Origin of the sequence: Mycobacterium sp., from assembly GCF_965277065.1 — a bacterium.
In the GTDB taxonomy this organism is placed as follows: domain Bacteria; phylum Actinomycetota; class Actinomycetes; order Mycobacteriales; family Mycobacteriaceae; genus Mycobacterium.
In genome coordinates this window covers 1-5949 of record NZ_CBDIBT010000003.1, presented here as the reverse complement: position 1 = coordinate 5949, position 5949 = coordinate 1, and the positions used below count along the sequence as shown (strand labels likewise).

At 65.8% G+C, this 5949-nt stretch carries 7 protein-coding genes; 6 read left to right on the top strand and 1 reads right to left on the bottom strand.

Annotation, left to right across the window (positions count from 1 at the left end):
• From ACQY5A_RS00315 to ACQY5A_RS00295, 5 genes are all read left to right on the top strand, one after another.
• Positions 1 to 416: 2-oxo acid dehydrogenase subunit E2 (locus ACQY5A_RS00315; RefSeq protein ID WP_428338368.1), on the top strand; the 416-nt coding region annotated here is incomplete at its 5' end.
• A gap of 13 nt (positions 417 to 429) precedes the next feature.
• Positions 430 to 1338 (top strand): TIGR01777 family oxidoreductase, encoded by a 909-nt coding sequence (locus ACQY5A_RS00310; protein WP_428338367.1) that lies wholly within the window; start codon positions 430 to 432, stop codon positions 1336 to 1338.
• Between the two features lie 44 nt (positions 1339 to 1382).
• A complete protein-coding gene (gene lipB / locus ACQY5A_RS00305) occupies positions 1383 to 2102 on the top strand; it encodes a lipoyl(octanoyl) transferase LipB (RefSeq protein WP_428338366.1) in 720 nt (239 codons plus the stop codon).
• Between the two features lie 30 nt (positions 2103 to 2132).
• Positions 2133 to 3080 carry a lipoyl synthase gene (gene lipA / locus ACQY5A_RS00300; RefSeq protein WP_428338365.1) on the top strand — a complete coding sequence of 316 codons (948 nt, stop codon included), beginning with the start codon at positions 2133 to 2135 and terminating at the stop codon, positions 3078 to 3080.
• Positions 3081 to 3106: 26 nt separating this feature from the next.
• A complete protein-coding gene (locus ACQY5A_RS00295) occupies positions 3107 to 3859 on the top strand; it encodes a DUF4191 domain-containing protein (protein WP_428338364.1) in 753 nt (250 codons plus the stop codon).
• Positions 3860 to 3865: 6 nt separating this feature from the next.
• Here the strand turns inward: ACQY5A_RS00295 and ACQY5A_RS00290 are convergent, their stop codons facing one another.
• Positions 3866 to 4348 carry an RDD family protein gene (locus ACQY5A_RS00290; RefSeq protein ID WP_428338363.1) on the bottom strand — a complete coding sequence of 161 codons (483 nt, stop codon included), beginning with the start codon at positions 4346 to 4348 and terminating at the stop codon, positions 3866 to 3868.
• 196 nt (positions 4349 to 4544) lie between these two features.
• On the opposite strand from ACQY5A_RS00290, the gene glnA reads away from it, so the two are divergent.
• Positions 4545 to 5949: type I glutamate--ammonia ligase (glnA, locus tag ACQY5A_RS00285; protein ID WP_428338362.1), on the top strand; the 1405-nt coding region annotated here is incomplete at its 3' end.

Sequence of the window (5949 nt, the reverse complement as noted above, 5' to 3'; positions counted from 1 at the left end):
ACACCGAGCAGGGCCTGCTGTCCCCCGTCGTCCACAACACCGGCGACCTGTCACTGGCCGGACTGGCACGCGCCATCGCCGACATCGCCGCACGCGCCCGCTCGGGTGATCTGCGGCCCGACGAGCTGTCCGGTGGCACCTTCACCATCACCAACATCGGCAGCCAGGGCGCGCTGTTCGACACGCCGATCCTGGTGCCGCCGCAGGCGGCGATGCTGGGCACCGGGGCGATCGTCAAACGGCCCCGGGTCGTCGTCGACGAGACCGGTAACGAATCGATCGGCGTGCGATCCATCTGCTACCTGCCGCTGACCTACGACCACCGGTTGATCGACGGCGCGGACGCCGGACGATTCCTGACCACCATCAGACATCGGCTCGAGGAAGGCGCTTTCGAGGCCGACCTGGGTCTCTGAGGAGGCTCGACTCGTGACCACTACTGTCGCGATCGCAGGGTCGTCCGGCTTGATCGGTTCGGCTCTTGTCACGGCGCTGCGCATCGCCGACTACCAGGTTGTGCGCATTGTGCGCCGGGCACCGGCCAACGCCAGTGAACTGCACTGGGATCCCGACAGCGGTGAACTCGACGCCGGGGCCCTGAGCGGCGTCGACGCCGTGGTCAACATGTGCGGCATCAACATCGGGCGGCGTCGCTGGTCGGGCGCCTTCAAGCAGAGCTTGCGCGACAGCCGCATCACCCCGACCGAGGTGTTGTCCACCGCTGTCGCCGACGCCGGCGTCGGCGTGCTCATCAACGCCAGCGCCGTCGGCTATTACGGCAACACCAAGGATCACACAGTCGACGAAACCGCTTCGGCAGGAACGGGTTTCCTGGCCCAGCTGTGCACCGACTGGGAAGCTGTCACCGCGCCGGCGCGGGATGCCGGCACGCGGGTGGTGCTGGCCCGCACCGGCATCGTGCTGGCCGCAGCGGGCGGCGCGATGCGTCAGTTGCGACCGCTTTTCTCAATCGGCCTCGGCGTCCGGCTCGGCAGCGGACGCCAGTACATGTCCTGGATCAGCTTGGAAGACACCGTCCGCGCCCTGCAGTTCGCGATATCCGACTCGCGGTTGTCCGGACCGGTGAATCTCACCGGCCCTGCGCCGGTCACCAACGCCGAATTCACCGCGGCGTTGGGCCGGGCGATGAATCGTCCCACCCCGTTGATGGTGCCCGGCTTCGCAATTCGTGCCACCCTAGGCGAGTTCGCCGACGAGACGCTGCTGAGCGGCCAACGCGCGATTCCAGCGGCCTTGGAGCGGGCCGGGTTCGAATTCCGCCACAACACCGTTGGTGAGGCACTGAATTACGCCACCGCAACGCGCGACGTCGCTTAGCGCCTGCCAGATTCTGGCCAGGTTTGAGTTGTAGCGTCGGAGTTGTGATTTCGATTCGGTCGAGCGAGGTGCCCGTCGACGTCCGTCAGATGGACATTGTCGACTATCGCGTCGCCTGGCAATTGCAGCGCGAATTGGCCCAAGAACGGTCGGCCGCGGGCACTGACACGTTGCTGCTACTCGAACACCCGCCGGTGTACACCGCGGGCCGGCGCACCGCCGCCGAGGAGCGGCCGACCGATGACATTCCGGTGGTCGACACCGACCGCGGCGGCAAGATCACCTGGCACGGGCCGGGCCAGCTCGTCGGCTATCCGATCATCGGGCTGGCCGAGCCGCTCGATGTGGTCAATTACGTCCGGCGCATCGAAGAAGCCTTGATCAAGGTCTGCACCGACCTCCGCCTGCAAGTCGGACGCATCGACGGTCGCTCCGGCGTCTGGGTGCCGGCCGGCAACGGGCGGCCGGCACGCAAAGTCGCCGCCATCGGCGTGCGGGTATCGCGGTCGACCACGCTGCACGGCTTCGCGCTCAACTGCGACTGCGACCTCGACGCGTTCGCGACGATCATTCCGTGTGGCATCACCGACGCCGGCGTCACCTCACTCTCGGCCGAACTGGGCCATCGGGTCGGCGTCGATGATGTCCGCACGGCGGTCGCCGACGCGGTGTGCGATGCCCTGGACGGCCGACTGGCAGTCGCTGTGCACCCCAGCCCGACTCCTCAGCCCGCCGTTGCGCAGGCATCGTCGCCGGAGGGCTGAGCACAGCGCCGCCCGCGTAACATCGACTTCGTGACCGTTGCCCCCGAAGGTCGAAAGCTGATGCGCCTGGAAGTGCGGAATGCGGAGACCCCGATCGAGCGAAAGCCGGAGTGGATCAAGACGCGGCTGCGGATGGGGCCGGAGTACACCGAGCTGAAGAAGCTGGTCCGCCGCGAGGGTCTGCACACGGTGTGCGAGGAAGCCGGCTGCCCCAACATCTACGAATGCTGGGAGGACCGCGAGGCCACCTTCCTGATCGGCGGTGAGGTGTGCAGCCGCCGCTGTGACTTCTGCCAGATCGACACCGGCAAGCCCGCGCCGCTGGACCGCGACGAACCGCGACGGGTCGCCGAGAGCGTGCAGGCGATGAGCCTGCGGTACTCCACGGTCACCGGTGTCGCCCGCGACGATCTACCCGATGGTGGCGCCTGGCTGTACGCCGAAACCGTGCGCGCCATCAAGCAGCTGAACCCCTCTACCGGGGTGGAACTGCTGATACCCGACTTCAACGGTGACGCCGATCAGCTGCGGGAGGTCTTCGAATCTCGGCCAGAAGTGTTGGCGCACAACCTCGAAACCGTTCCGCGCATCTTCAAGCGCATTCGTCCGGCATTCTCCTACCAGCGCAGCCTCGGCGTGCTGACCGCGGCGCGCGGCTTCGGGCTGGTCACCAAGAGCAACCTCATCCTCGGCATGGGCGAGACGCCCGACGAGGTGCGTGCGGCGCTGGTCGACCTGTACGAGGCCGGCTGCGACATCGTCACCATCACCCAGTACCTGCGCCCGACGACGCGGCATCATCCGGTCGACCGCTGGGTGACCCCCGAGGAGTTCGTAGAGTTCGCGGAGTACGCCGAGCAGCTGGGCTTCGCCGGGGTACTGGCCGGTCCGCTGGTTCGATCGTCATATCGTGCCGGCCGCCTCTACCAACAGGCCAACCAACGCCGACACGAGACGCCCACCGCGCAGCCGGGCTGACGCTGGTTTAAGTATTCTTGGCGATTATGGCCAAATCCCGCGTCGCCAAGCCGAGTAAGGCTGCCCGAGCCGAGGCGAAAGCCGCTCGTAAGGCCGCCAGTAAAGAACGCCGCAGCCAGCTCTGGCAGGCTTTCAATGTCCAGCGCCAAGAGGACAAGCGCCTCCTGCCCTACATGCTGGGCGCGTTTCTGCTGATTGTCGGAATCTCCGTGGCGATCGGGGTGTGGACCGGCGGATTCTCGATGTTCTCGCTGCCCGTGCTGGGTGTCGTCCTGGGCGCGCTGGCGGCGTTCATCGTCTTCGGCCGGCGCGCGCAAAAGTCGGTCTACGGCAAGGCGGAAGGGCAAGCCGGTGCCGCGGCATGGGCGCTGGACAACCTGCGCGGCAAGTGGCGCGTCACCACCGGGGTGGCCGCCACCGGGCATTTCGACGCCGTGCACCGGGTGCTGGGCCGGCCCGGCGTGATACTGGTGGGCGAGGGTTCGGCGAGCCGGGTCAAACCGCTGCTCGCCCAGGAGAAGAAGCGCACCGCGCGGCTGGTCGGCGACGTCCCGATCTACGACATCATCGTCGGTAACGGCGACGGTGAGGTTCCGCTTGCCAAGCTGGAGCGCCACCTCACCAAGCTGCCGTCCAACATCACGGTCAAGCAGATGGACTCGCTGGAGTCACGGCTGAGTGCTCTGGGTTCGCGGGCTGGAACCGCCGCGATGCCGAAGGGACCGCTGCCCGCCGGTGCCAAGATGCGCGGCGTCCAGCGGACCGTCCGTCGCCGCTGAATCCAATCAGCGGCGCACGACGGCTGTTGCGGTCACCCGGTCCTGGATGCCGCGCCCGTCGGCGTCGACGAACAGCGCGGGCACGACGAACGCGATCAGCCCGCCGCGCGCCGCGGCCCGGCCCAACCCGACGAGCAGGCGCTTGTCGACGGATGCGACCCGCAGGCCCAGCGCGAATTGCCCCGGGGTGAATTGGAACAACCGCACGGCAAGCAGGCCCAAAACCAGCCAGACCACCAGCACAAGGGCGGCTCCAGCCTTGCCGTAGAGGAACTGCTGGCTGGTCATCAGGCCGAAGGTGACCGTCAGACGTGCCAAGCCGTATGCGATCGACCAGTCGATGATCAAAGCCACAAGCCGCCGGCCCAAGCCGGCCAGCGATCCGGGTCCCCGCTCGGGGAGGCCGAACGATTGGCCGGGATACCCCTGCGACGGTCCCGACTCGCCGGACTCGTGGCCGGATGACGGGGGCCGGTTGCTGCGGGTCATCACCCCACAATAAGGTCAGTTCCGGCCAGACTCTTGAGCAGCACGTGGTGCCGCGTAACGTAGACGTAACACGAGGTTTGACTCAACCGGCACCGCGTCCATAGCGTCTGACCGGGCAGCCCGTTACGACCACGTAACGGAAAGCTCATCATCGACCACAGTTGTTCTGAAGCTCGCAGCAAAGGAGAGCGCCTCGGTGTCCGAAAAATCGGCCGACGACATCATCAAACTGGCCAAGGACGAGAACGTCGAATTCGTCGACGTCCGGTTCTGTGACCTGCCAGGCATCATGCAGCACTTCACAATTCCGATTTCGTTCTTCGACGAGAGCGTGTTCGAGGATGGCCTCGCGTTCGACGGGTCCTCAATTCGCGGATTCCAGTCCATCCACGAATCCGACATGCTGCTCCTCCCCGATACCGGAACAGCGCACATCGACCTCTTCACTCAGGCCAAGACGCTGAATCTCAACTTCTTCGTGCACGACCCGTTCACACTCGAGCCGTATTCGCGTGACCCACGCAACGTCGCCCGCAAGGCGGAGAACTACCTGAAGAGCACGGGCATCGCCGACACCGCCTACTTCGGCGCCGAGGCAGAGTTCTACATTTTTGACTCGGTCACCTTCGACTCGCGTACCAACGGCTCGTTCTACGAAGTCGACGCGATCTCCGGTTGGTGGAACACCGGCGAGCCGACCGAGAACGACGGCACCCCGAACCGCGGCTACAAGGTTCGCCCCAAGGGTGGCTACTTCCCGGTCGCCCCGGTCGATCACTACGTGGACCTGCGCGCCAAGATGCTGCAGAACCTGATCAAGGCCGGCTTCAGCCTGGAGAAGGGCCACCACGAGGTGGGCACCGGCGGTCAGGCCGAGATCAACTATAAGTTCAACACGCTGCTGCACGCGGCCGACGACATGCAGCTGTACAAGTACATCGTCAAGCAAACCGCATGGCAGGAGGGCAAGACCGTCACGTTCATGCCCAAGCCGCTGTTCGGTGACAACGGCTCCGGGATGCACACCCACCAGTCGTTGTGGAAAGAGGGCAACCCGCTGATGTACGACGAGACCGGCTACGCCGGGCTGTCGGACACCGCGCGGCACTACATCGGTGGTCTGCTGCACCACGCGCCGTCGTTGCTGGCGTTCACCAACCCCACGACGAACTCCTACAAGCGTCTGGTCCCCGGCTTCGAGGCCCCGATCAACCTGGTCTACAGCCAGCGCAACCGGTCCGCATGTGTGCGTATCCCAATCACGGGCACCAACCCCAAGGCCAAGCGCCTGGAGTTCCGTTGCCCGGACTCATCGGGTAACCCGTACCTGGCGTTCGCGGCGATGCTGATGGCCGGCCTGGACGGCATCAAGAACAGGATCGAGCCGCAGACGCCGGTCGACAAGGACCTCTACGAACTGCCGCCGGAGGAGGCTGCGAACATCCCGCAGGCTCCGACCCAGCTGTCGGCAGTAATCGACCGGTTGGAGGAGGACCACGAATACCTCACCGAGGGAGGCGTTTTCACGCCTGACTTGATCGAGACGTGGATCAACTTCAAGCGCGATAACGAGATCCTGCCGGTGCAGATCCGGCCGCACC

Coding starts and splice junctions, on each gene's coding strand:
- ACQY5A_RS00295 (WP_428338364.1), top strand. CDS start 3,107: ATGGCCAAATCCCGCGTCGCCAAGCCGAGTAAGGCTGCCCGAGCCGAG.
- ACQY5A_RS00290 (WP_428338363.1), bottom strand. CDS start 4,348: ATGACCCGCAGCAACCGGCCCCCGTCATCCGGCCACGAGTCCGGCGAG.